The sequence below is a fragment of the Pseudomonas sp. SMV71 genome (genome assembly GCF_052042015.1).
Classification (GTDB): domain Bacteria; phylum Pseudomonadota; class Gammaproteobacteria; order Pseudomonadales; family Pseudomonadaceae; genus Aquipseudomonas.
On record NZ_JBKGGU010000032.1, the window covers coordinates 13,405 to 36,674 of the forward strand.

Here is a 23,270-nt window from a genome sequence, read left to right on the forward strand (position 1 = left end):
ATACTCAATCCTGCGCCACCCGCACCACCAACTTGCCGAAGTTGCGCCCTTCCAGCAGACCGATAAAGGCCTGTGGCGCATTCTCGAGGCCATCGACCACATCTTCACGGAACTTGACCTTGCCGTCGCGCACCCACGGTGCCATGGCGCTGATGAATTCCGGCTGACGGTCACCGTAGTCGTCGAACACGATGAAGCCCTGGATCCGCACGCGCTTGGTCAGCAAGGTGCGCTGCAAGGCCGGCAAGCGATCCGGGCCGCTCGGCGCCTGATGTTCGTTGTAGGACGCGATCAGGCCACACAGCGGGATCCGTGCCTTGGCGTTGAGCAACGGGACAACGGCATCGAAGACCTTGCCGCCGACGTTTTCATAATAGATATCGATGCCCTTGTCACAAGCCTGGGCCAGTTCTTCTGCAAAACGCTCGCTTTTGTGATCGATACAGGCGTCGAACCCCAGTTCGTCGACCACGTACTTGCATTTCTCGCTGCCACCCGCCACGCCGACCACCCGCAGCCCCTTGATCTTTGCCACCTGGCCGACCACCGATCCCACGGCGCCCGAGGCCGCCGCGACCACCAGGGTTTCGCCGGCCTTGGGTTGACCGATGTCCATCAGTCCCATATACGCCGTCATGCCAGGCATGCCCAGCACGCCCAGGGCCATTGAAGAGCTCGGGAGCCCTGATGGAATCGGGATCACGTTGCGCCCGTCGCTGATGCTGTGGCTCTGCCAACCCGTGGCGCCCACCACCAGGTCACCTTCCTGGAATTTCGGGTGCATCGAACGCTCCACGCGACTGACAGCGCCACCGGTCATTACCTGGTCGATTTCTACCGGAGCGGCGTAGGACGGTGCGTCACTCATGCGACCACGCATGTACGGGTCCAGGGACAGGAACAGCGTCTTGAGCAGGATCTGTCCTTGCGCCAGGTCCGGCAGCGTCACCTGCTCCAGACGGAAATTGTCCGGGGTGGGTGCGCCTTTGGGGCGAGAGGCGAGGACGATGCGCTGGCTGGGGGTCGATGCCTGAGACATGGGGCGTTCTCCTTGATCGTTGGATGGGCTATAGGGAGCAGACCTTATTGGAGGGGCAGTGTTCGATGTTCTTGCCGTTGGGTGGTGGTGCCTTCATCGCGAGCAGACTCGCTCTCACAGGAAACTGTGGCGGACGCGGACATCAGGGCATTCGATCCATTGTGGGAGCGGGCCTGCTCGCGATGGCGATGTCACTGCCGCCACCTTATCTGGAGCAGAAACAAAAATGCCAGGCGCGATGCCTGGCATTGGGTGTAGCCCATCCCGACCGGGATGGCGAATCAGAACGGCAGTTTCATGCCCGGTGGCAGTTGCATGCCGGCGGTCATGCCGGACATCTTGTCCTGGCTGTTGGCTTCGATCTTGCGCACCGCATCGTTGACAGCGGCGGCGAACAAGGCTTCGAGCATCTCCTTGTCGTCTTCGCTCAGGCCTTCGACCACGCTCGGGTCGATGCTGACGCGCTTGATGTCATGACGACCGGTCATGACCACGGTCACCATGTCGCCGCCGGACTTGCCGGTGACTTCGGCGTTGGCCAGTTCTTCCTGCATCTTGGCCATTTTTTCCTGCATCTGCTGCGCCTGTTTCATCAGGCCGGCCATGCCACCTTTCATCATGGGAATCACCTCGAAAGTACGTGGATAAACACCGCGCCCGGCCCATATGGCCCGGCGCTTTCAGTTATGAGCCCTGGGTGACCGGGGCCTCGACAGGTTCGATAGTATCGTGGCGGACCACCGCACCGAACTGCTGCATCATCTGCTGGATGAACGGATCACTGTGGATCGAGTCCTCGGCCTCGCGCTGGCGGTCGGCACGACGCCGGGAGGCCGCCTGGGCCGGGGTCTCCTGCTCAGGCTTGATCAACTCGATGCTCAGCGTCAGGGTGCGCTGATGGTACTGGTTCAGCGCGTCGTTGAGACGCCGCTGTTGGGTCGCGTTGAACAGCGCGCTGTGGGCCGGGTCCAGGTGCAACAGCCAATGGTCGCCTTCTACCGAGATCAGCGTGCAGTTGGCGGCAATGCTGCCGGTCATGCCGGTGATCGGCAGCTTCGGGAACAATTCCAGCCATTGCAGGGCCAACCCGGTGGCCGGCATCGCCGCCGGTTCCGGCTCGGGCTCCGGCGCTGGCTCGGCGGCGTGCTCACTGGCGAGGTCGTCGAGATAGCTGTACGCCGAATCCATGTCTGGCTCAATGTAGTCCTCGTCCAGCGGCGGCTCGTCGTCCAGGTCCATGCCCGGCGTGGCATGCTCGACCTCGGCCACCGTCGGCTCGGGCACGGGTGCGGCAACCCACTCCGGCGCATCGGGCACCACGCTGTCAGGCGTCGGCAGCGGCATCGGCGGCAACTCTGGCTGCTCGGCAATGGTTTCCAATACAGGCTCTACCGCCGGTTGCTGGATAACCTCGGGCTCGACCGGGTCGTTCCAGGGCAGATCGATGACCTCCGCCACGACAGGCTCGGATACTGTGTCAACGCAAGGCTCGGGCTCGGGCTCAAGGCCGGGCTCCGGCTCAGGCGCAACAACAGCCGCCGGCGCTACCGGGGCCGTAGCCACTGCCGGCGCAACCACGGGCGCGGCAGCCACTGGCCTGGCGGAATCAGCTGTGGCCTGGCTGATCCCCACTGGCTTTAGCGCCTGCCTCGGCGCGTCCGCCGTATCGGCCGGTCGGAACGCCAGCATGCGCAGCAGGACCATTTCGAAGCCGCCCCGCGGATCCGGAGCCAGCGGCAGGTCGCGACGGCCGATCAGGCCCATCTGGTAGTAGAATTGCACATCCTCGGCTGGCAGCGCCCGGGCCAGGGCCAATACCCGGTCGCGATCACCGTGGCCGTTGTCGACACCCTCCGGCAAGGCCTGGGCGATGGCGACCCGGTGCAGCACGTTGAGAATCTCCGAGAGCACGCCATTCCAGTCCGGGCCCTGTTCGGCCAGGTGCCGCACGGCTTCGAGCAACGCCTTGGCGTCGCCTTCGATCAGCGCGTGCAGGACGTCATAGACCTGGCCGTGGTCCAGGGTACCGAGCATCGCCCGTACATCAGCGGCCATGACCTTGCCTTCGCCGAAGGCAATGGCTTGGTCGGTCAGGCTCATGGCGTCGCGCATCGAACCATCGGCGGCGCGGCCCAGCAGCCACAGCGCGTCGTCTTCGAACGGGACATTCTCGACGCCCAGCACATGGGTCAAATGCTCGACGACCCGCTCCGGCGTCATGTTCTTCAGGGAGAATTGCAGGCAGCGCGACAAAATCGTTGCCGGAAGTTTCTGCGGATCGGTGGTCGCCAGGATGAACTTGACGTAGGGCGGCGGTTCTTCGAGGGTCTTGAGCAGCGCATTGAAGGAGTGGCTGGAAAGCATGTGCACTTCGTCGATCAGGTAGACCTTGAAGCGCCCACGGCTCGGCGCGTACTGCACGTTATCGAGCAATTCGCGGGTATCTTCGACCTTGGTGCGGCTGGCGGCGTCGATCTCGATCAGGTCGACGAAGCGCCCTTCATCGATTTCCCGGCAGACCGAACACTCACCGCACGGCGACGAAGTGATACCGGTTTCACAGTTCAGGCATTTGGCAATGATGCGCGCAATGGTGGTCTTGCCCACGCCACGAGTACCGGTGAACAAATACGCATGGTGCAGCCGCTGGCTGTCCAAGGCATTGATCAGAGCCTTGAGCACATGGGTCTGGCCGACCATTTCGCGGAACGAGCGCGGGCGCCATTTACGTGCAAGAACCTGATAACTCATCGAAAACCGTCGCCACTGGAAAGCAGAAGCGGCTAATGCTAGCGGAGCAGGGGCGAAATTGCATCCGGTGTGCTCGTCTAATCTGACTAAGATGGGTTCAGCAATTGGGTTGTCGACAGGGTTTTGCACAGTCAGGAGAGTGTATGCGTTCGGCGATGGGGGCATTGTTATTACTGGGGACAGGTTGTTTTGCCGAATGTTTTGCCGAAGAAATGCCGTTGCGAATCGCCGTGACCGATGGCTGGGCCATGCCCATGGTGCAGATCGAACGGGGCCGGCCGACCCAGGGCATCATTCCCGATCTCCTCGTCAGCCTGGCGACTCAGGTCGGGATGCCGGCCCAGTTCCATGTCCTGTCCCGCGCCCGGCTGGACGGGGCGATGAAACACGGGGAAGTCGACATGCGCTGCTATGTCAGCCCGGCCTGGGTGAGTGACCGGGATGATTATCTGTGGAGCGGCCCGCTGTTCTTCCAGCGCGACCTGCTGGTCGGCGCGCCAGGCACGCCGTCGAAAGTAGTGCCTGCGATGCTGGGGCAACAACCCATCGGCACCGTGCTCGGCTATAGCTACCCGACATTGCAGTCCCTGTTCGATAACGGCCAACTGCGTCGCGACGATGCCCGCAGCCAGGAGCAGGTGCTGGCAAAATTGCTGGCCGGCCGCTATCGCTATGGCGTGTCCAATCAATGGGCACTGGACTGGTTCAACCAACGGCATAGCGCCGACCAGCAACTGCATCCAGTGGCCGTTCTGCAAGAACAGGAGCTGAGCTGCTATATACGCAACGACCCGAACATTCCGGCGCAGCGCATATTGCAAACCTTGTCCGACATGAAGGCATCGGGGGAAATCGACGCGATCATCCAGCTCTACACCGGCCGCGATACCGAGTCCGGGGCTGGCGCCCGCTCGCCCTGAACAACAGCGCGTTGCTGCCATTGCGGCGGCGCAACGTACCCGGTGGCCCAACCAGGCACTTGCTCGGCAGGCATCGGGCGAGCGATGAAATAACCTTGGGCGATCTCGCATCCCAGGCGCAGCAGCAGTTGGCCATGCTCCAGGCTGTCCAGGCCCTCGGCTACCACTGCGCGGCCAAACGCCCGTGCCAGGCCAATGACAGCTTCGGTCAGGGCCAAGTCATCCTGATCCTTGAGAATATCGCGAACAAAGGTCTTGTCGATCTTGATGGTTTGCGTACGCAGGTGCTTGAGGTCATTGAGGGAACAGTGGCCGGTGCCGAAGCCACCCAGCGAAAATCCCACGCCCAAGGCCTGGCACGCTTGCAGGCAGGCGCTGACATGCGCGAGATTTTCCACGGCGACGGATTCGACGATCTGCAGATCCAGCATGCGCGGCGACACGCTCGGGTGGCGTTCCAGCACCTGTTGCAACCGCTCGACAAAGTCGGTGCGCTGAAAATGGCGGGCCGAAATGTTGATACTTACCGGCCAGCCCTGCCCCGCCTGTTGCCAGCGCTGCAACTGGGTCATGACCTGCTCCATGACCCACTCGCCGATCTCGACGATCAGGTCGGTCTGCTCCACCAACGGAAGGAATTCCCGTGGCGGTACCAGGCCACGCTGCGGATGACGCCAGCGCAGCAACGCCTCGAGACCGACCACGCTGCCGTTGCGCATATTCACCTTGGGCTGGAAATGCAGCCGCAACTCGTCATCGGCCAATGCCTGGCGGACCCGTTCGACGGACTGGTACGTGGCCCGCACCTCTTTGTCCCGAGACACATCGAACACATGGAAGCGGTTGCGACCACTCTGCTTGGCCACGTACATCGCCTGGTCGGCGTGACGCAACAGAGTCTCGGCGTCCTCGTTGTCCCAGGGATGCAGCGTGACGCCGATGCTGGCGAAGACCTTGATGGTTTTACCGTCGATGGCATAGGGCATCGAGACAGCAATCAACACACGGTTCAACGCGCCGTGCAATTCCTCCTGCCCCCGCACATGGCGCAACACCAGCACGAACTCATCCCCCGCCAGCCGCGCCACCACATCCTCGCCTCGCACAATACTGCGCAGGCGCCGGGCGACTTCAACCAGCAGTCGATCACCGGTAGCGTGACCATGACTGTCGTTCACGGCTTTGAAACCGTCGAGGTCGAGCATGCACACCGCCAGGGGAAAGTTTTCCACCCGGGAAAACTCCAGGGCCTGATCCAGAAGCTCCGACAGATAAGTGCGATTTGGCAAGCCGGTCAGCATGTCGTGCCCGACCTGCCATTGCAGTGAATGCAGCAACCGGCGCTTTTCGCTGACATCGAAGCGAATCGCCAGGTAACGCTCGATGAGCCCGGTGACATCATCGATGACCGGTACCAATGTCGTATCGACCCAATGCAGCGTCCCGTCCTTGGCTCGATTGCAGATCTCGCCTTTCCAGATCTGTCCCAGGGTAATGGTGCGCCACATGGCGCTGAAGAACTCTGAAGGGTGCTGCCCTGAATTGAGCAGGCGATGGTTGGCACCCAGCAGCTCGTCGCGCCGGTAGCCGAAAAGCTGACAGAACTGGTCGTTGACGTAAGTGATCCGCCCGTCCAGGTCGGTTTCCGAGAAAATCGCGGCGGCGTCAACGGCTCTGCGGTACTTCTTATCCATCGAAGCGGTCATCCATGAGTCAGGCCCATTTGTCGCACGCGGTTGCTGTCTCCCGAGAGAGACGAAATCAACAGGGCTCAGACACTTGAAACGTGTAAGACACGGATCCGACCGGTTTAATCAGCAGGCCAGGCTGGGGCCGGGTGTCTTTCATTCATGACAGACCCAACCTTTTCATCTTTCTGGCGTCTGAAATACGTCACCAAACACCCGTGCCAAAGGCCGATTCTACGAAACGCATCACATTTTGCAAAGCAAGGTGATGGAACATGCGGTTGCCTAATGCAAAAATCTATCGTTAAGTTCTTGATTCTAAATGGGAATTGAGCGATGCAAATTTCAAGCTTGGGTACAGCCATCAGACGCTACCGTAAAGTAGCCGGGCTGACTCAGGCTGAACTTGGCGAAAAAACCGGTTTTGACCCCAAAACCATCAGCCGCTTCGAAACCGGCGCCTACATCCCCAGCATCGAAGCCTTGTGCCTCCTTGCCAAGGTGCTGGATGTGCAGATGAAAGCCTTTTTCGCCGACATGAGCGATGAAGACGAACAGCGAGCGTACCTGTTCAACGTCATCCATAAAGCCATGCCGAAGGACCTGGGGAAGCTGATCGCGGCGGTAGACCAAGCACTTTCCAAGTCTTGAGATCGATAAAAGACCGGTGGAGCGAGCCTGCTCCGGGCGGCGATCCGACGATAGCGGCATGCCAACCGACGTGACTTCCAGCTGAAGTACTGCGACGCGGACAGTCAGCGCTCCCCTTTCGCCCGATCCACCGCAATCACCACCAGCGACACTACCACGAACCCCACCAGCACCATCAAGGCGTTGACCAGTACCTGCGAATAACCCAGCCCGTTCACGTCTATGAAAGGATAGGGATAGGAGTCGACCAGGTAACCGCGTACCAGCGCATAGATGAAATAAGCCAGCGGATAAAGCAACCACGGCCAGACATTACTCCAGCGCAGCCCCTTGGGCACGCAGAACCACCAATAAACGACGAACACGATGGGCATCACGTCGTGCAGCAACTCGTCGGCCAGCCACTGCAGGCCCTGGGGATCCCACACATCGCGCAACAGCAGGTTGTAGGCCAGCCCGACCAGGACGATGGCAGCGGCCACGCCGCCTTGGGTCGAGATGCGGAGGAAAAAGCGCCGCAACGCCGAATCCCCCGTCGTCGCTGCATAGGTCAGCACCACTGCCACCAGGATGTTGGTCAGCACCGTGAAGTAACTGAAAAAGATATCCAACCCGCCCAGCAGACTCTTCTCGCCCTGCCAGCGCGACATCAGGATCAGGTAGAGCTGGAGCAGCAAGGCAAACCAACCCAGCGCCGCCGCGATCTTTACAGCCGAGCCACCCCTGCCTTGCGTTAACACCATGTCGTCGCTCATCACGCTGCCCTCCGGCTACGTGGCAGCTGCGACTGCGAAGTGCCAAAGATTGGCACTCATGAAACAGGCTGCCTGTCGAGCAGACCGTAGGAGGGATCGATATTGAGATCTACTGTCAGAAATGACAGAGCCGATCAACGGTCGTGATCATGCGTTCCGACCGACAGGTTTCTATCGCTCGGGCTGACATTTCAAGAATTTTTTTGAGAGATACCCATCGAGGACCGATGAGTCAGCGTTATGGAGGCAACCCCACCAGCCACACCCCGGCACACAATGTTCCCGCTGTGGCTGCTTCCTTCCGGATCTGACCAGGTTCACGGGTAATCGTTGCGGGGGGACCGATGGGGTCACCATAACGACGCCCGCCTGACGGCGAGCCGCGCCATTGTACCTATCTGACAAGAAGTTACAACCGTTCGCGGCGGATAAAAAAACCGAAGATGTTCAAGCACTTGTCATAGGAGCAGGACGAATCGAGCAGGGACGGGGCTAACCGCGCCCCTGCTCCCACAGCGAACAAAATGATGCGGCCCGGTTACGTCGCGAGCATTACCGACCCGTCAAGACGAAGTACTACAAACGACTACCGGACAGAACGGACCATAGGCGCCAGTGGTTGCCTGGGTCCGGACCTGGACATTGAAAGAAACCGGTCGAACGCCACCACTGACGCTTATCTCATGGCGATACCAACCACGACTGTCCGGTCGCACCCTCGTTGCAGGGACAGATTGCACCTGCCCCGTCGCCACTGCCGATACCCGGAACGTGTGAGCGGCAACCTGGTCGGGCCGGACGTTATCCGGGATCTGCCAGGCCAATATGATTGCGTAACGAGTTTGTCCAGCCTGGGAAAGGCGGCGCGGGGCATTGGGAACTACTGACGTCTTATCAAGCTCTTCGTGTTTCATAACATCTTCCTTAATGAATTCGCCATCATCCATGGCGGCCTCATGGTAACGGAGAAGCTCAAACACGAAACGCCATCAAACAAACGGAATCAATTTCACTGAGAAGCCAGTGAGCACCGACTACGGGACCGACGACTCAGACATTCTCCGCCGGAAAAATCACAACAACACCTCATCCGCCCGTCCCCCCTCTTCCTGAATCACCAAGTGAATGAAATGCAGCTTGGTAATCACCGCCGCCGGCAGGACAAAAGGATAAAAATCCGGCTGGCCCATGCTGCGGGACAGTTCGTTGAGCATGCCAGCCAGTTCGATCCAGGCGTTGACGAAGGACAGGAATGCAGCGCCGCCGACGTGTTCCGGGTCGAACAGGGTCTGGGGAGGAAACGGCTGGTAGTCGAAATCCAATTCCCGGGCGCTCATGCCAAAACCCAGGGCGGTATCCACCGCATCCATCATGTGCAGGTAGTGCGCCCAGGTTTCGGCCCAGTCTTCCCAAGGGTGCATGGTGGCGTAGGCGCTGACGTATCGGGTTTGCCAATCCTGCGGGGCGCCTTGCTGGTAGTGCCGCTGCAAGGCCTCGGAATAACTGGCGCGCTCGTCGCCGAACAAGCCGCGAAACGCGTCGAGCCAGTGGCTGTTGGCGATCAGCCGATCCCAATAATAGTGCCCAACCTCATGCCGAAAATGCCCGAGCAAGGTGCGATACGGCTCGCGCATCTGCTGGCGCACATGTTCGCGGTGGGCATCGTCGGCCTCCTGGATGTCCAGGGTAATCAGGCCGCTGGCATGGCCCGTGGTCGGCGGTTTGCCGTCGGGGTCGGCCCCGATGAAATCGAACGCCAGGCCGGTGTCTTCATCGACGGTTTTCGGAATGACCGGCAACCCCAGGGTAATCAATTGCGCCACCAGCCGGCGTTTGGCGGTTTCGACCTTGCGCCAGCGTTCAGGGTTTTCCGGGATCGACAGGTCGGGAATGGTGCGGTTCAGGCGACAGGCGATGCACAAGGTCTCGTGCTCGTTGGCCGGCAGCAGCCAGTTGCACGCCGCCGGCATGTCGAGGTTGGCGCAGCGGCGAAACAGCCCGGCCTCGGGGTCGACGTCCAATGTCCAGGTGCCAGGCTGGTTGCCCGGTTGCAGGGACGACAGACGACTTTCCTGCGGCTGATAGCCCAGCATCGCCAGACAGGCCAGGCACTGGCTGTTGCGGAAGAACAGGGACTGACCGCAACGACACGGCCAGACCTTGCTGTTACGCGAACGATCCCCCAGGAAAGGGGCAGCAATGCGCGAACTCAGTTGTTCGAAGAACCGGTACATGGCGATCTCTCCCTGGAGTCTGCAAGACTAGATCGTTGCCACTTCTCGTTCGTTCCCAAAACCGGCACTGCAAACAACCGTGGCGAGGGAGCTTGCTCCCGTTCGGCGGCGCAGCCGTCGTAAAACCGGTTGGCGCGGTATGCCTGGATATATGTGCGGTCCCGATTGGGGCCGCTGCGCCGACCAGCGGGAGCAAGCTCCCTCGCCACAAGAGGCCTGGGCAATGCCAGGGAATGTCCCGCGCCTAGACCGTTATGCCATGCCCGCCCAAAAACGCGACGAAGGCTTCTTCATCCAACACCTTGACGCCCAGCTCGTTAGCCTTGGTCAGCTTCGAGCCCGCGCCCGGCCCGGCCACCACGCAGTGGGTCTTCGCCGACACGGAACCGGCCACCTTGGCCCCGAGACTCTCCAGCTTGTCCTTGGCGACGTCGCGACTCATCAGTTCCAGCGAACCGGTCAGCACCCAGGTGTGCCCGGCCTCGGGCAGGCCTTCGACGACTTTCTTTTCGCTCTGCCAGTGCATGCCGAAATCGCGCAGCTGTTGCTCCGCGGCCTCGGCCTGCTGGCGGTTGGCTTCGACGGCGAAGAACTCGCGAACAGCGTTGGCCTGTTTCTCCGGCAGCGCCTGACGCATGTCCAGCCAGTCGGCACTCATGACTGCTTCGAGTGAGCCGAACTTGTCCGCCAGCTTCTGCGCCCCCCCCGGTCCGACCGAAGGAATATTCAGTTTGTCGAGGAAACCGCCCAGAGTGGTGCTGGCGGAGAATTCGGCGCCCAACTCGCCCTGGTCCTGGATCTCCAGGCCATGGCGCAGCAGGTCCTTGATCACCTGACGGTTATGCGGGTCCTCAAAGAAACTGTGGATCTCGTGAGCCACTTCCAGGCCGACGTCCGGCAAGTAGGTGAGCACTTGCGGCAACGCCGCCTGCACCCGTTCCAGCGACCCCAGGGAGCGAGCCAGGACCTTGGCGGTTTCCTCACCGACGTCCGGGATGCCCAGGGCATAGATGAAGCGCGCCAGGCTCGGCTGCTTGCTGTCGACGATGGCCGCCAGCAGATTCCTGCTCGACAGTTCGGCAAACCCCTCCAGGTCTACCACCTGCTCGAAAGTCAGGGCGTACAAGTCGGCAGGCGAGCCCACCAAGCCCTCATCGACCAACTGCTCGACGCTCTTCTCGCCCAACCCTTCGATGTCCATGGCCCGGCGCGAGACGAAATGAATGATCGCCTGCTTGAGTTGCGCACCGCAGGCCAGGCGCCCGACGCAGCGGTACACCGCGCCTTCGCTGACCGTCTCGCGGCCCTTGCTGCGCTTGATCAACTGCGTGCGTTCCACATGGGAGCCACAGACCGGGCACTGCTGTGGCACGTGCACGACGCGAGCGTTTTGCGGACGGCGTTCGGTGACCACTTGTACCACTTGCGGGATCACATCCCCGGCACGGCGGATGATTACCGTGTCGCCGATCATCAGGCCCAGGCGCGCCACTTCGTCCATGTTGTGCAGCGTGGCGTTAGCCACGGTCACCCCGGCGACTTTCACTGGCTTCAGGCGCGCCACGGGCGTGACCGCGCCGGTACGACCGACTTGGAACTCGACATCGAGCAATTCGGTGAGCTCTTCGCTGGCCGGGAATTTATGAGCGATCGCCCAGCGCGGCTCCCGGGCGCGGAAGCCCAGTTCGCGCTGGGAGGCGATGCTGTTGACCTTGAACACGACGCCATCGATTTCATAGGGCAGCGCGTTGCGCCGCTCGCCGATGTCGCGGTAATAATCCAGGCACTCATCGATGCCGTGGGCCAGCTTCAGTTCGCGGCTGATGGGCATGCCCCAGGCCTTGAGCTGCTTGAGGTTGCCGATGTGCGTATCGGCAATGTCCGCCGTGACCTGACCGATGCCGTAGCAGCAGAATTCCAACGGTCGGTTGGCGGTGATCCGCGAGTCCAGCTGGCGCAGGCTGCCGGCGGCCGCGTTGCGCGGGTTGGCGAAGGTCTTGCCGCCCGCCTCCAGCTGCGTGGCGTTGAGACGCTCGAAACCGGCCTTGGACATGTACACCTCGCCGCGCACCTCCAACAGCGGCGGCCAGCCGCTACCCTGGAGCTTGAGGGGGATGTTGCGCACGGTGCGCACGTTGACACTGATGTCTTCGCCGGTGGTGCCGTCACCACGGGTCGCACCGCGCACCAGCAGACCGTCCTGGTACAACAGGCTCACCGCCAGGCCGTCGAGTTTCGGCTCGCAGCTGTACTCCACCGCCGCGCCACCGCCCAGCAAGTCGCCCAGCGGCAGGTCGAGACCTTCGGTCACCCGGCGGTCGAATTCGCGCATCGTGGTTTCGTCGAAAGCGTTACCCAGGCTGAGCATCGGAATCTCATGGCGCACCTGACTGAACGCCGACAGTGCCATGCTACCGACCCGCTGGGTCGGCGAATCGCTGGTCACCAGTTCTGGATGCTGTTCTTCCAGAGCCTTGAGTTCGTGGAACAGGCGGTCGTACTCGGCGTCCGGGATACTCGGTTCGTCGAGAACGTGATAGCGGTAGTTGTGCTGATCCAGCTCGGTGCGCAGCTCTAGGATGCGGGTTTCAACGGCATTCATAGGTGTTCTCTCATAAAGCAAAAGAGCAGCCGAGGCTGCTCAATTTCTAATCTCATCGGCAAGTCGAACCTGGACCGGCCGAACGCAGAACCTGTGGCGAGGGAGCTTGCCCCCGCTGGGTCGCGGAGCGACCCTGATTCCGATCTCAACAACCGATCTCAACTATGGCATGAAACCGTCAAGGGCTGCTGCGCAGCCCAGCGGGAGCAAGCTCCCTCGCCACAAAAAAGCTCCTCGCCTGTCGGCAGCCTCAGCGCTTCTGGGTCAGTGCCCGGCGCTCGAACTCGACGATGCGCTGGCGATAATGCTCGATGGTCTGGGCGGTCAGAACGCTGCGCTGGTCATCCTTCAGTTCGCCGTTGAGCTCCTGGGACAGCTTGCGCGCCGCGGCCACCATCACGTCGAAGGCCTGCTTGGGATGACGCGGGCCAGGCAAACCGAGGAAGAAGCTCACCGCCGGAGTGCTGAAATGATCGATGTCGTCCAGGTCGAACACGCCTGGCTTGACCGCGTTGGCCATGGAAAACAGCACCTCGCCATTACCCGCCATGCTTTCGTGACGATGGAAAATGTCCATCTCGCCGAAACGAAGGCCGCTTTCCAGGATGTTCTGCAGCAGCGCCGGGCCCTTGAAGCCGGCCGGATCGCGGCAGATCACGCTGATGACCAGCACTTCTTCAGCCTGGGCCTGGTCTCTGTCGGCGCTCGAAGTTTTATTCTCATCCGGGAAGTCGTCGCGGCTGCTGAAGCTCGGGCCGCCGTCCAGGTCCAGGTTCAGGTTGAGGTCGCCCTGAGACGGCTCGCTGCCGCGCTTGCCGCGTTTGGAGCCGGACTCGCGCGGCTCGCGCACCGGCGCGCTCACCGACGGCAAGTCGTGCTCATCCAGCTGCGGCTCCTTGTGGGTTTCCAGCACGCGGGGCGGGCCCAGCAGTTCGGCATTGCCATCGTCATCGGGCAGGTTCGACAGGCTGCGATCCAGGCGAAACTTGAGTTTGCCCTTGCCGCCGCGCATGCGACGCCAGCCATCGAAAAGAATACCGGCAATGACAATGATGCCGATGACGATCAGCCACTCGCGCAGACCGATTTCCATGTAATCCCGTGCCTCTATAAAAATGCTGAAAAATAAGGGGTTTAGCTAATTGCAAACCGCTTTAAAACGTGGCGCCAACTCTATGTTCTGAATGGCCTTTTGCCCACGCACAGAAAAAAATTGTTCTTAAACTAGCATGACCGACAGCCACAAGCTACAAGCGGCAAGCCACCGGATCGAAACTAGGTCGCCTTGAAGTCGCCGCCGGCGTCAGGCGTCCACCATCGCCATGGCCTCCTCCACATCCACCGCCACCAGTCGTGAGCAGCCCGGTTCATGCATGGTCACGCCCATCAGCTGATCAGCCATTTCCATGGCAATCTTGTTGTGGGTGATATAGATGAATTGCACCGTTTCAGACATTTCCTTCACCAGCCGCGCGTAACGGCCTACGTTAGCGTCGTCCAAAGGTGCGTCGACTTCGTCGAGCATGCAGAACGGCGCCGGGTTCAGCTTGAAGATGGCGAACACCAGGGCCAGGGCCGTCAGTGCCTTCTCGCCACCGGAAAGCAAATGAATAGTGCTGTTTTTCTTTCCAGGAGGACGCGCCATGATTGTCACCCCTGTATCGAGTAGATCTTCGCCCGTCAGTTCCAAGTAAGCGCTACCACCACCGAAAACTTTCGGGAAAAGTGCCTGCAAACCGCCGTTGATCTGATCAAAGGTATCCTTGAAGCGGTTGCGGGTTTCCTTGTCGATCTTGCGGATAACGTTTTCCAGAGTCTCCAGGGCCTCCACCAGATCGTCATTCTGGGCGTCCAGATAACGCTTGCGCTCGGATTGCTGCTGGTACTCGTCGATGGCGGCCAGATTGATGGCACCCAGGCGTTGAATGCGCTGGGCAATGCGTTCCAGCTCGTCCTCGGCGTCTTTTTCATTCGCTCCGGCCACCAAAGTAGCCAGCACGCCATTGAGGTCGTAGCCGTCTTCCTGTAACTGGTCCTGCAAGGCCTTGCGGCGTACCGTCAGTGCCTGCCATTCCATGCGTTGCTGTTCCATCTGGCCGCGAATCAGTTGCGATTGCTGCTCGGCCTGGCTGCGGCGCTTCTCGGCGTCGCGCAGTTCGCGATCAGCGTCTTCCAGGGCAATTTGCGCGGTCTTGAGTTCCTCATCGACGCTCATGCGTTTATCGAGCAGTTCTTCGAGCTTGAGGCGCAATTCCTCCAGCGGTGCCTCGCCCTCCTCCAGATTGAGGCTTAACTGTTCGCGCTTTTCGGTCAGGCGCTCGGACTGCATTTCCAGTCGTTCCAGCGCTTGGCGCGTGGAGTCGTACTGCGCCTTGAGCGAGCCCAGGCGCACCGCCAACTGGTGGGCATGATCCTTGTGTTGCCGGGCTTCCTGACGCACCCGGTCGAGGCGCTCACGCAGGCTGTCGCGCTGGGCCAGCAGCAGCTCGCGCTGCTCGGTGTCCAGCGCCATCGCGTCGAGAGCTTCCTGCAATTGCAGGCGCGCTTCGCCGGTCTGTTCGTGCTCCAGCGCCCGCTGTTCGCCCAACTCGGCGATTTCTTCGTCGAGGCGCGTACGGCGCAGCGCCAGTTGTTCGACCTTGGCCTTGCCGGCCGATAACTGCGCCTTGAGTTCGCCTTGCTGGCGCGCTTCGTCCTGCAACAGCCGACGCAAATGCTCGCGACCATTCTCCTGTTGACGCTGTTGCGCCCGCAGGTTCTGCAATTCGGATTCGAGGGCTTCGACGCTGGCCTCGCGTTCTTCGCGTTCTTCGCCCAGGCGCTGGATCTCCTGACCACGGGCGAGCATGCCGCTCTCGGCCTCGCTGGCCCGGCGCACGCGCAGGAAATGCCGGCCGAGCCAATAACCGTCACGGCTGATCAGGCTTTCACCCACCGCCAGTTGCCCGCGCAAGGCCAGCGCCTGTTCGAGACTTTCCACTGGTTTGACCTGCCCCAGCCACGGCGACAAATCGACCTGAGCCTCGACCTTGTCCAGCAGGCTGCCCGGCACTCGCACGCCATCGCCCGCCGGACTGAGCAGACGCAGGTCGCCCTGGGTGAACCCCGACAGGTCGAAGCCCGCGAAATCGTCCACCAGCACCGCTTGCAGGTCGGCGCCCAGCACGGTTTCCACCGCCAGCTCCCAGCCGGCATCGACTTTCAGGCCTTCGGCCAGCCGCGGACGTTCGGCCAGATGCTGGTCCCGCAGCCATTCGGCAGTGCCAGTGCCGGGGTCCAGCGCCGCCTGTTGCAAGGCTTCCAGCGAAGCCAGACGCCCATTGAGCCGCTGCAACTCGCCCTGGGCCTGCTGCTGGTTGTGCAAAGCCGCTTGCAAGGCCTGGCGCAACTGCTCCAGGCGCTCGACCTGGGCGTCCTCACTGGCCTGCAAGTCTTCGAGCGTGGCCTCGCTCGCCGCCAATTGCTCACTCAAGTCCAGAATCGCCGCGTCTTCCGGATCCGCTGCCAGCAGCGCACGCTCCTCGGCCAGGCGACGCTGACGTTCGGCCAGGCGCTCCATGCTGGTTTCCAACTGCTGGATGCGTGACTGCTGGACTTCAGCCTGACGCCGCGGCTCGGCCGAGGCCAGGTTGAAACTGTCCCATTGCTCCTGCCAGCCGTGCATGGTCAGCTCGGCCTCTTCCAGGGCTGCGGCGGCCTCCTCGGCGGCGGCACTGGTGATGTCCTGTTCCGGCGTGAGCCGCTCCAGCTCTTCACCCAGGGTCAACAACAACGTGCGATCGTGGCCCAGGTGGGATTCGGTTTCCAGACGCGCCCGCTCGGCTTCCTTTAGATCATCCTGCAACTGGCGCAAGCGTTGGTGGCCGTGCTGGATGCTCTGCTCGACCCGGGCAATGTCGCCCCCCACCGAATAGAAGCGCCCCTGCACCAGATTGAAGCGTTCGGAGAGGTCATGGTGCCCATCGCGCAGGCGCTCGATGGCGGCGTCTGCATTGCGCTGTTCGGCGACCAAGGCTTCGAAACTGACCTCCTGGTTGCCGATGATCGCCTCGCGCTGGCCGACCTGCTCGTTCAGCGCCTGCCAACGCAAGGCCGAGAGCTGGGCCTTGAGCTGGCGCTCCTCGGCCTTGTATTCCTGATACTTCTTCGCGGACTCGGCCTGGCGGTGCAGGCGCTCAAGCTGGCGCTCGAGTTCTTCGCGCAGGTCGGTCAGACGCGCCAGGTTCTCGTGGGTGCGGCGGATACGGTTTTCCGTTTCCCGGCGCCGTTCCTTGTATTTGGAAATGCCCGCGGCTTCTTCGATGAAGTTGCGCAGGTCCTCGGGCTTGGCTTCGATCAGCTTGGAGATCATGCCCTGCTCGATAATCGAGTAGCTGCGTGGGCCGAGGCCGGTGCCGAGGAAAATATCGGTGATGTCGCGGCGCCGGCATTTGGCGCCGTTAAGGAAATAACTGTTCTGGCTGTCGCGGGTGACTTTACGACGGATGGAAATTTCCGCGTAGGCCGCGTATTCGCCGACCAGGGTGCTGTCGGAGTTATCGAACACCAGTTCGATGCTGGCCTGGCTCACCGGCTTGCGGCTGGTGGAACCGTTGAAGATGACGTCGGTCATCGACTCGCCGCGCAGGTTCTTCGCCGAACTCTCGCCCATGACCCAGCGCACGGCGTCGATGATATTCGACTTGCCGCAACCGTTGGGCCCGACCACGGCCGCCATGTTGCTGGGGAAGTTCACCGTCGTCGGGTCGACGAAGGACTTGAACCCCGCCAGCTTGATGCACTTGAGTCGCACGTCAGGCCTTCTTCAGGGCAGAAACCACCAGATCGCAACTGCGCTGGGCATAGGCCGTCAGCACGCTGCGGATCTGCGGCAAATCACGGGCCAGCACGGCGGCGAGCAGGCGCTGGAACAACTCCAGGTACTCGTTCATTTCCGCCTTGCGCTGCTCCAGGGCCAGGAAGTAAGCGCGGCTCATGGCCGGCTGCAGGTTCTCGACGGTCTCCTGCAAGTACGGGTTATTGGCAAACGGATAGGCGGCGCGCATCACGCTGAAGCTTTCATCGACGAAGGTACGGATGTCCTGGCGTGCGTAGGCGTCCTTGAGGCGCTGCTGGATCGCCACGAACGGCGCCATGTCGGCGGTCTCGCGCCAGCCTTGGGCGACGGCGTTGCCCAGCAGGATGTACAGCTCGCTCATCAGCGTGCACAGGCTGCGCACGTTGTGTTCGGTGAGTTCGGTGACGTGGGCGCCACGGCGCGGCAGGATCGCGATCAGGTGGCGTCGTTCCAGGATCAGCAGGGCCTCGCGGACCGAACCGCGGCTGACGTTGAGCGCCAGGGTGACCTTCTGCTCCTGGATGCGCTCGCCCGGCTTCATCTCGCCGCGAATGATGCGCTCGGCCAGGTAATGGGCGATTTGCTCGGCGAGGCTGTCCGGGGCCTTGAACGTCATGGATTTCCTTCAAACTCTTCGATTTGCACAAGCGGCGCAGTGTAGCGCACTCGATACGTCATGGCGCAGGGCCTGCACTGGGTTTTTGGCACGATATAAGCAAAAAAGCCCTCGTCCTGAACCGAAAACCTGTGGGAGCGAGCCTGCTCGCGATAGCGGTATGCCAGCCACCTCTGTATCGACAGACCGTCCGCTATCGCGAGCAGGCTCGCTCCCACAGAGAGTACATACTGACTAAATGAACATGCCAGTTGATCGACAAACCGAAATTTCCTGACCTTTAAGTCAGAAATTCATTGACCGAAAAGTCAGACCTGATAAATTCGGTCCACGTCGAACAACAATAATGAGTCTGCGAGGCCTTCCGTGATCCAGTTTTTACTTAACCAGGAACTCCGTAGCGAGCACGCCCTGGACCCGAACCTGACCGTGCTCGACTATTTGCGCGAGCACGTGGGTAAATCCGGTACCAAAGAAGGCTGCGCCAGCGGCGACTGCGGTGCCTGCACGGTGGTGGTGGGTGAACTGCATGCCGACCATAATGGCCGCGAGAGGATCCGCTATCGCAGCCTCAATTCGTGTCTGACCTTCGTTTCGTCCCTGCACGGCAAGCAACTGATCACAGTCGAAGACCTCAGGCACCAGGGCCAGCTGCACAGCGTCCAGCAGGCAATGGTCGATTGCCACGGCTCGCAATGCGGCTTCTGCACACCCGGTTTTGTCATGTCGCTGTTCGCCCTGCAAAAGAACAGCGAGCACGCCGACGCCCACAAGGCCCACGAAGCCCTCGCCGGCAACCTGTGCCGCTGCACCGGCTACCGGCCGATCCTGGCCGCCGCCGAGCAGGCCTGCTGCGGCAAACAGCCCGACCAGTTCGACGCCCGCGAAGCCGAGACCATTGTCCGCCTCAAGGCCATCGCCCCGACCGAAACCGGTGAACTCAACAGCGGCGACAAACGCTGCCTGGTGCCGCTGACCGTGGCCGACCTGGCCGACCTCTACGACGCTTATCCGCAAGCGCGGCTACTGGCCGGCGGCACCGACCTGGCGCTGGAAGTCACTCAGTTCCACCGCACCCTGCCGGTGATGATCTATGTGGGCAATGTCGCCGAGCTCAAGCGCATCGAGCGTTTCGACGATCGCCTGGAAATCGGCGCCGCCACTGCGCTCTCCGATTGCTACGAAGCCCTGAAAGCCGAGTACCCGGACTTCGGCGAACTGTTGCAGCGCTTCGCTTCGTTGCAGATCCGCAACCAGGGCACCCTCGGCGGCAACATCGGCAACGCCTCGCCGATCGGCGACTCCCCGCCCCTGCTGATCGCCCTCGGCGCACAGATCGTGCTGTGCAAGGGCCAGACCCGGCGCACCCTCGCCCTGGAAGACTATTTCATCGACTACCGGATCACTGCCCGCCAGGAAAGCGAATTCATCGAGAAGATCATCGTGCCCCGGGCCAGCGCCGAGCAGGCGTTCCGCGCGTACAAGGTGTCCAAGCGCCTGGACGATGATATTTCTGCGGTGTGCGCGGCATTCAACTTGCGGATCGACAACGGCGTGGTCCGCGATGCCCGCGTGGCCTTCGGCGGCATGGCGGCGACGCCCAAGCGTGCCAAGCATTGTGAAGCGGTATTGATTGGCGCGCAGTGGAACGACAGCACGCTGGAACGCGCCTGCGTCGCACTGGCGGACGACTTCACCCCGCTATCGGACTTTCGCGCCAGTAAGGAGTACCGCCTGCTCAGCGCCCGCAACCTGCTGCGCAAATACTTCATCGAACTGCAAACGCCGTACATCGAGACTCGGGTGACCGCTTATGTCTAACCATCACGCCGTAGAAAAGAGCCAAGCCGAACTGGCCGAGCTGTTCGCCCGCGACCTGACCACCGGCGTGGGCCGCAGCGTCAAGCATGACAGCGCCGCCAAGCATGTGTCCGGCGAAGCGCAGTACATCGATGACCGCCTGGAATTTCCCAATCAGTTGCACGTCTATGCCCGGCTGTCGGACCGCGCCCATGCCCGAATCCTGCGCATCGATACCGCGCCGTGCTACGCCTTCGAAGGCGTGCGCATCGCCATTACTCATGAAGATATTCCAGGCCTCAAGGACATCGGGCCGTTGTTGCCGGGTGATCCGTTGCTGGCAATCGATGATGTGCAGTTCGTCGGTCAACCGGTGCTGGCGGTCGCTGCCAAAGACCTGGAAACCGCACGCAAGGCGGCAATGGCGGCCATCGTCGAATATGAAGACCTGGAACCGGTGCTGGATGTGGTCGAAGCCCTGCGCAAGCGGCACTTCGTGCTCGACAGCCACACCCATCAACGCGGTGATTCGGCCGCAGCACTGGCAAGCGCCGAGCATCGGATCCAGGGCTCGCTGCACATCGGCGGCCAGGAGCATTTTTACCTGGAAACCCAGATTTCCTCGGTGATGCCCACCGAAGATGGCGGCATGCTGGTCTTTTGCTCGACCCAGAACCCCACCGAAGTGCAGAAGCTGGTGGCCGAGGTGCTGGGCGTATCCATGAACAAGGTCGTGGTGGACATGCGGCGCATGGGCGGCGGCTTCGGCGGCAAGGAAACCCAGGCCGCCAGCCCGGCGTGCCTGTGCGCGGTGATCGCGCACCTCACCGGCCAGCCGACCAAAATGCGCCTGCCCCGGGTCGAAGACATGCTGATGACCGGCAAGCGCCACCCGTTCTACATCGAGTACGACGTCGGGTTTGACAGCACCGGCCGCTTGCACGGCATCGCCCTGGAATTGGCCGGCAACTGTGGTTGTTCGCCGGACCTGTCGGCCTCGATCGTCGACCGGGCGATGTTCCACGCCGACAACGCTTATTACCTGGGCGACGCGACCATCAACGGTCACCGCTGCAAGACCAACACCGCGTCGAACACCGCCTACCGTGGTTTCGGCGGCCCCCAGGGCATGGTCGCCATCGAAGAGGTGATGGACGCCATCGCCCGGCACCTGGGGCTCGATCCGCTGGCCGTGCGCAAAGTCAACTACTACGGCAAGACCGAGCGCAACGTCACCCATTACTACCAGACCGTCGAGCACAACATGCTCGAAGAGATGACCGCCGAACTGGAGGCCAGCAGCCAATACGCCGAGCGCCGCGAAGCGATTCGTCGCTACAACGCAGGCAGCCCGATCCTGAAAAAGGGCCTGGCCCTGACGCCGGTGAAGTTCGGCATTTCGTTCACCGCCAGCTTCCTGAATCAGGCCGGTGCGTTGATCCACATCTATACCGACGGCAGCATCCACCTGAACCACGGCGGCACCGAGATGGGCCAGGGCCTCAACACCAAGGTCGCGCAAGTGGTTGCCGAAGTGTTCCAAGTGGAAATGGATCGGGTGCAGATCACCGCGACCAACACCGACAAGGTGCCGAACACTTCGCCGACCGCGGCCTCCAGCGGCGCCGACCTGAACGGCAAGGCCGCGCAGAATGCTGCCGAAACCATCAAGCGGCGCCTGGTGGAATTCGCCGCTCGCCAGTACAAGGTCAGCGAAGAAGACGTGGAATTCCACAACGGCCATGTGCGGGTGCGCGATCACATTCTGACCTTCGAGGCGCTGGTCCAACAGGCGTATTTCGCCCAGGTCTCGCTGTCGAGCACCGGCTTCTACAAGACCCCGAAAATCTACTACGACCGCAGCCAGGCCCGCGGTCGGCCGTTCTACTACTACGCCTTTGGCGCGGCCTGCGCCGAGGTCATCGTCGACACCCTCACCGGCGAGTACAAGATGCTGCGCACCGACATCCTCCATGACGTCGGCGCCTCGCTGAACCCGGCCATCGACATCGGCCAGGTCGAAGGCGGCTTTATCCAGGGCATGGGTTGGCTGACCATGGAAGAGCTGGTGTGGAACGACAAGGGCAAGCTGATGACCAACGGCCCGGCCAGCTACAAGATCCCGGCCGTGGCCGACATGCCGCTGGACCTGCGGGTCCGGCTGGTGGAAAACCGCAAGAACCCGGAAGACACGGTGTTCCACTCCAAGGCCGTGGGCGAACCGCCGTTCATGCTCGGCATCGCCGCGTGGTGCGCCATCAAGGACGCCGTGGCGAGTCTGGGGGATTACCGACACCAGCCGAAGATCGATGCTCCGGCGACACCGGAGCGGGTGTTGTGGGGGTGTGAGCAGATGCGTGGGTTGAAGGCGGTCAAGGCTGAGGAAGCTGAAGTCGAAGTGACTTCGCTCTAGACCGCGGCGCGGCCGATCGCGAGCAAGCTCGCTCCCACAGGGTATTTGGAACACCGATCCAATGTGGGAGCGAGCCTGCTCGCGATGAGGCCGGAACAGACAAAAGAGATGTCGAGGTGAACATGTACAACTGGATCAGCGCCCTCGCCGACCTGCAAACCCGCGGCGAACCCTGCGTGCTGGTGACAATCATCGAAGAGCTCGGCTCCACCCCACGCAATGCCGGTTCGAAAATGGTCATCAGCGCCAGCCAGACGTTCGACACCATCGGTGGCGGACATCTGGAATACAAGGCCATGGAGATCGCCCGGCAAATGCTCGCCAGCGGCCAGCAGAACACCCATCTGGAGCGCTTCAGCCTCGGCGCCAGCCTGGGCCAGTGCTGCGGCGGCGTCACAGTGCTGCTGTTCGAACCGATGGGCCAGGTGCAAGCACAAATTGCCGTGTTTGGCGCCGGCCATGTCGGCCGGGCGCTGGTGCCACTGTTGGCGAGCCTGCCGTGTCGCGTGCGCTGGATCGACTCGCGGGAAAGCGAGTTTCCCGAACAGATGCCCCACGGCGTGCACAAGATCATCAGCGAAGAACCGCTGGATGAGGTCGATGAGTTGCCTGCGGGCAGTCACTGCATCGTCATGACCCACAATCATCAGCTGGACCTGGAACTGAGCGCGGCGATCCTCAAGCGCAACGATTTCGCCTACTTCGGCCTGATTGGTTCCAGGACCAAACGGGTCAAGTTCGAACACCGCCTGCGCGACCGCGGCTTCGACAGCGGCACCCTGCAACGCATGCGGTGCCCGATGGGCATCGGCGAAGTCAAAGGCAAGCTGCCTGTGGAAATCGCCATCTCCATCGCCGGCGAAATCATCGCCACCTATAACGCGGATTTCGGCCAACACACCTCACGCGCCGAACCCATCGCCAAGCTGCTGCCGGCCTCACGCCGCAGCCAGCGTTGATACTT

Annotated in this window: 15 protein-coding genes and 1 other RNA gene; 5 read left to right on the forward strand and 11 right to left on the reverse strand. The window is 61.8% G+C overall.

Annotated elements, in window-relative coordinates; all coding sequences use genetic code 11:
* Positions 1–4: 4 nt before the first annotated feature.
* The 3 genes from ACLEJQ_RS24360 to dnaX form a co-directional block, all read right to left on the reverse strand.
* A complete protein-coding gene (locus ACLEJQ_RS24360) occupies positions 5–1,039 on the reverse strand; it encodes an NADP-dependent oxidoreductase (RefSeq protein ID WP_440799242.1) in 1,035 nt (344 codons plus the stop codon).
* Between the two features lie 281 nt (positions 1,040–1,320).
* The gene (locus tag ACLEJQ_RS24365; protein WP_003183512.1) at positions 1,321–1,659 is read right to left on the reverse strand and encodes a YbaB/EbfC family nucleoid-associated protein; all 339 of its coding nucleotides are present in this window, start codon (positions 1,657–1,659) and stop codon (positions 1,321–1,323) included.
* 64 nt (positions 1,660–1,723) lie between these two features.
* Entirely contained in the window at positions 1,724–3,790 is a 2,067-nt protein-coding gene (dnaX, locus tag ACLEJQ_RS24370) for a DNA polymerase III subunit gamma/tau (RefSeq protein WP_440799244.1), read from the reverse strand.
* A 143-nt stretch (positions 3,791–3,933) separates the two neighbouring features.
* Here dnaX and ACLEJQ_RS24375 point away from each other — a divergent pair, with 143 nt between their 5' ends.
* Positions 3,934–4,710, forward strand: a complete 777-nt coding sequence (locus tag ACLEJQ_RS24375) for a substrate-binding periplasmic protein (RefSeq protein ID WP_440799246.1) — start codon at positions 3,934–3,936, stop codon at positions 4,708–4,710.
* Here the strand turns inward: ACLEJQ_RS24375 and ACLEJQ_RS24380 are convergent.
* A complete protein-coding gene (locus tag ACLEJQ_RS24380; protein ID WP_440799248.1) occupies positions 4,662–6,404 on the reverse strand; it encodes a putative bifunctional diguanylate cyclase/phosphodiesterase in 1,743 nt (580 codons plus the stop codon). The two genes, ACLEJQ_RS24375 and ACLEJQ_RS24380, sit on opposite strands and share 49 nt — an antisense overlap.
* Positions 6,405–6,734: 330 nt before the next feature.
* On the opposite strand from ACLEJQ_RS24380, the gene ACLEJQ_RS24385 reads away from it, so the two are divergent.
* Positions 6,735–7,049 (forward strand): helix-turn-helix domain-containing protein, encoded by a 315-nt coding sequence (locus ACLEJQ_RS24385; RefSeq protein ID WP_440799250.1) that lies wholly within the window; start codon positions 6,735–6,737, stop codon positions 7,047–7,049.
* Positions 7,050–7,153: 104 nt separating this feature from the next.
* Here the strand turns inward: ACLEJQ_RS24385 and ACLEJQ_RS24390 are convergent, their stop codons facing one another.
* From ACLEJQ_RS24390 to ACLEJQ_RS24420, 7 genes are all read right to left on the reverse strand, one after another.
* Complete coding sequence (locus tag ACLEJQ_RS24390) at positions 7,154–7,804, reverse strand: Pr6Pr family membrane protein (protein ID WP_440799252.1); 651 nt, start codon at positions 7,802–7,804, stop codon at positions 7,154–7,156.
* 250 nt (positions 7,805–8,054) lie between these two features.
* An RNA gene (ffs, locus tag ACLEJQ_RS24395) (signal recognition particle sRNA small type) lies at positions 8,055–8,151 on the reverse strand.
* Between the two features lie 726 nt (positions 8,152–8,877).
* Positions 8,878–10,038, reverse strand: a complete 1,161-nt coding sequence (locus tag ACLEJQ_RS24400; protein ID WP_440799254.1) for a zinc-binding metallopeptidase family protein — start codon at positions 10,036–10,038, stop codon at positions 8,878–8,880.
* A gap of 244 nt (positions 10,039–10,282) precedes the next feature.
* Positions 10,283–12,640: an NAD-dependent DNA ligase LigA gene (ligA, locus tag ACLEJQ_RS24405; RefSeq protein WP_440799256.1), complete on the reverse strand. Its 2,358-nt coding sequence runs from the start codon at positions 12,638–12,640 to the stop codon at positions 10,283–10,285.
* 250 nt (positions 12,641–12,890) lie between these two features.
* Positions 12,891–13,733: a cell division protein ZipA gene (zipA, locus tag ACLEJQ_RS24410; RefSeq protein WP_440799258.1), complete on the reverse strand. Its 843-nt coding sequence runs from the start codon at positions 13,731–13,733 to the stop codon at positions 12,891–12,893.
* A gap of 210 nt (positions 13,734–13,943) precedes the next feature.
* Positions 13,944–17,432: a chromosome segregation protein SMC gene (smc, locus tag ACLEJQ_RS24415; protein ID WP_440799260.1), complete on the reverse strand. Its 3,489-nt coding sequence runs from the start codon at positions 17,430–17,432 to the stop codon at positions 13,944–13,946.
* 1 nt (position 17,433) lies between these two features.
* On the reverse strand, positions 17,434–18,093 hold the full coding sequence (locus ACLEJQ_RS24420; RefSeq protein ID WP_440799262.1) for a GntR family transcriptional regulator: 660 nt from the start codon (positions 18,091–18,093) through the stop codon (positions 17,434–17,436).
* A 366-nt stretch (positions 18,094–18,459) separates the two neighbouring features.
* Here ACLEJQ_RS24420 and xdhA point away from each other — a divergent pair, with 366 nt between their 5' ends.
* The 3 genes from xdhA (at position 18,460) to xdhC (ending at position 23,265) form a co-directional block, all read left to right on the forward strand.
* The gene (gene xdhA / locus ACLEJQ_RS24425; protein ID WP_440799264.1) at positions 18,460–19,914 is read left to right on the forward strand and encodes a xanthine dehydrogenase small subunit; all 1,455 of its coding nucleotides are present in this window, start codon (positions 18,460–18,462) and stop codon (positions 19,912–19,914) included.
* The gene (gene xdhB, locus ACLEJQ_RS24430; protein ID WP_440799266.1) at positions 19,907–22,306 is read left to right on the forward strand and encodes a xanthine dehydrogenase molybdopterin binding subunit; all 2,400 of its coding nucleotides are present in this window, start codon (positions 19,907–19,909) and stop codon (positions 22,304–22,306) included. Before xdhA ends, xdhB begins: the two co-directional genes overlap by 8 nt.
* 122 nt (positions 22,307–22,428) lie before the next feature.
* The gene (gene xdhC / locus ACLEJQ_RS24435; protein ID WP_440799268.1) at positions 22,429–23,265 is read left to right on the forward strand and encodes a xanthine dehydrogenase accessory protein XdhC; all 837 of its coding nucleotides are present in this window, start codon (positions 22,429–22,431) and stop codon (positions 23,263–23,265) included.
* Positions 23,266–23,270: the final 5 nt, after the last annotated feature.

Bases quoted from the DNA above. Each gene is read 5' to 3' on its own strand.
- ACLEJQ_RS24400 (WP_440799254.1), bottom strand. From the start codon at position 10,038: ATGTACCGGTTCTTCGAACAACTGAGTTCGCGCATTGCTGCCCCTTTC.
- xdhB (WP_440799266.1), top strand. From the start codon at position 19,907: ATGTCTAACCATCACGCCGTAGAAAAGAGCCAAGCCGAACTGGCCGAG.
- xdhC (WP_440799268.1), top strand. From the start codon at position 22,429: ATGTACAACTGGATCAGCGCCCTCGCCGACCTGCAAACCCGCGGCGAA.
- dnaX (WP_440799244.1), bottom strand. From the start codon at position 3,790: ATGAGTTATCAGGTTCTTGCACGTAAATGGCGCCCGCGCTCGTTCCGC.
- ACLEJQ_RS24390 (WP_440799252.1), bottom strand. From the start codon at position 7,804: ATGAGCGACGACATGGTGTTAACGCAAGGCAGGGGTGGCTCGGCTGTA.
- ACLEJQ_RS24385 (WP_440799250.1), top strand. From the start codon at position 6,735: ATGCAAATTTCAAGCTTGGGTACAGCCATCAGACGCTACCGTAAAGTA.
- ACLEJQ_RS24380 (WP_440799248.1), bottom strand. From the start codon at position 6,404: ATGGATAAGAAGTACCGCAGAGCCGTTGACGCCGCCGCGATTTTCTCG.
- ACLEJQ_RS24365 (WP_003183512.1), bottom strand. From the start codon at position 1,659: ATGATGAAAGGTGGCATGGCCGGCCTGATGAAACAGGCGCAGCAGATG.
- ACLEJQ_RS24375 (WP_440799246.1), top strand. From the start codon at position 3,934: ATGCGTTCGGCGATGGGGGCATTGTTATTACTGGGGACAGGTTGTTTT.
- ligA (WP_440799256.1), bottom strand. From the start codon at position 12,640: ATGAATGCCGTTGAAACCCGCATCCTAGAGCTGCGCACCGAGCTGGAT.
- zipA (WP_440799258.1), bottom strand. From the start codon at position 13,733: ATGGAAATCGGTCTGCGCGAGTGGCTGATCGTCATCGGCATCATTGTC.
- ACLEJQ_RS24420 (WP_440799262.1), bottom strand. From the start codon at position 18,093: ATGACGTTCAAGGCCCCGGACAGCCTCGCCGAGCAAATCGCCCATTAC.
- ACLEJQ_RS24360 (WP_440799242.1), bottom strand. From the start codon at position 1,039: ATGTCTCAGGCATCGACCCCCAGCCAGCGCATCGTCCTCGCCTCTCGC.